General features: G+C 56.5%; 1 rRNA gene. It reads right to left on the bottom strand.

Annotated elements, in window-relative coordinates:
• Window positions 1–22: 22 nt before the first annotated feature.
• Window positions 23–1,522: ribosomal RNA gene (locus tag ACFUO4_RS45690) — 23S ribosomal RNA — on the bottom strand; the annotation flags it as partial.

Genomic DNA, 1,522 nt, shown 5'->3' with positions numbered 1-1,522 from the left:
AACACAGTGGACGCGAGCAACTGAGGACAAGCCCTCGGCCTATTAGTACCGGTCACCTCCACACGTTACCGTGCTTCCAGATCCGGCCTATCAACCCAGTCGTCTACTGGGAGCCTTACCCTCTTATAGAGGTGGGAGTCCTCATCTCGAAGCAGGCTTCCCGCTTAGATGCTTTCAGCGGTTATCCCTCCCGAACGTAGCCAACCAGCCATGCCCTTGGCAGAACAACTGGCACACCAGAGGTTCGTCCGTCCCGGTCCTCTCGTACTAGGGACAGCCCTTCTCAAGACTCCTACGCGCACAGCGGATAGGGACCGAACTGTCTCACGACGTTCTAAACCCAGCTCGCGTACCGCTTTAATGGGCGAACAGCCCAACCCTTGGGACCGACTCCAGCCCCAGGATGCGACGAGCCGACATCGAGGTGCCAAACCATCCCGTCGATATGGACTCTTGGGGAAGATCAGCCTGTTATCCCCGGGGTACCTTTTATCCGTTGAGCGACGGCGCTTCCACAAGCCACCGCCGGATCACTAGTCCCGACTTTCGTCCCTGCTCGACCCGTCGGTCTCACAGTCAAGCTCCCTTGTGCACTTACACTCAACACCTGATTGCCAACCAGGCTGAGGGAACCTTTGGGCGCCTCCGTTACCCTTTAGGAGGCAACCGCCCCAGTTAAACTACCCATCAGACACTGTCCCTGATCCGGATCACGGACCCAGGTTAGACATCCAGCACGACCAGACTGGTATTTCAACGACGACTCCACCCGAACTGGCGTCCGAGCTTCACAGTCTCCCAGCTATCCTACACAAGCCGAACCGAACACCAATATCAAACTGTAGTAAAGGTCCCGGGGTCTTTCCGTCCTGCTGCGCGAAACGAGCATCTTTACTCGTAGTGCAATTTCACCGGGCCTATGGTTGAGACAGTCGAGAAGTCGTTACGCCATTCGTGCAGGTCGGAACTTACCCGACAAGGAATTTCGCTACCTTAGGATGGTTATAGTTACCACCGCCGTTTACTGGCGCTTAAGTTCTCAGCTTCGCAACCCCGAAAGGTCACTAACCGGTCCCCTTAACGTTCCAGCACCGGGCAGGCGTCAGTCCGTATACATCGCCTTACGGCTTCGCACGGACCTGTGTTTTTAGTAAACAGTCGCTTCTCGCTGGTCTCTGCGGCCACCCCCAGCTCGAGGAGCAAGTCCTCTCACCAGTGATGGCCCCCCTTCTCCCGAAGTTACGGGGGCATTTTGCCGAGTTCCTTAACCATAGTTCACCCGAACGCCTCGGTATTCTCTACCTGACCACCTGAGTCGGTTTAGGGTACGGGCCGCCATGAAACTCGCTAGAGGCTTTTCTCGACAGCATAGGATCATCCACTTCACCACAATCGGCTCGGCATCAGGTCTCAGACTATGTGCAAGGCGGATTTGCCTACCTTGCGTCCTACACCCTTACCCCGGGACAACCACCGCCCGGGATGGACTACCTTCCTGCGTCACCCCATCACTCACCTACTA

The organism is Streptomyces sp. NPDC057280, assembly GCF_042668605.1.
Taxonomy (GTDB): domain Bacteria; phylum Actinomycetota; class Actinomycetes; order Streptomycetales; family Streptomycetaceae; genus Streptomyces.
The sequence above is the reverse complement of the archived record's forward strand: the minus strand, read 5'-3'. Positions and strand labels throughout refer to the sequence as shown.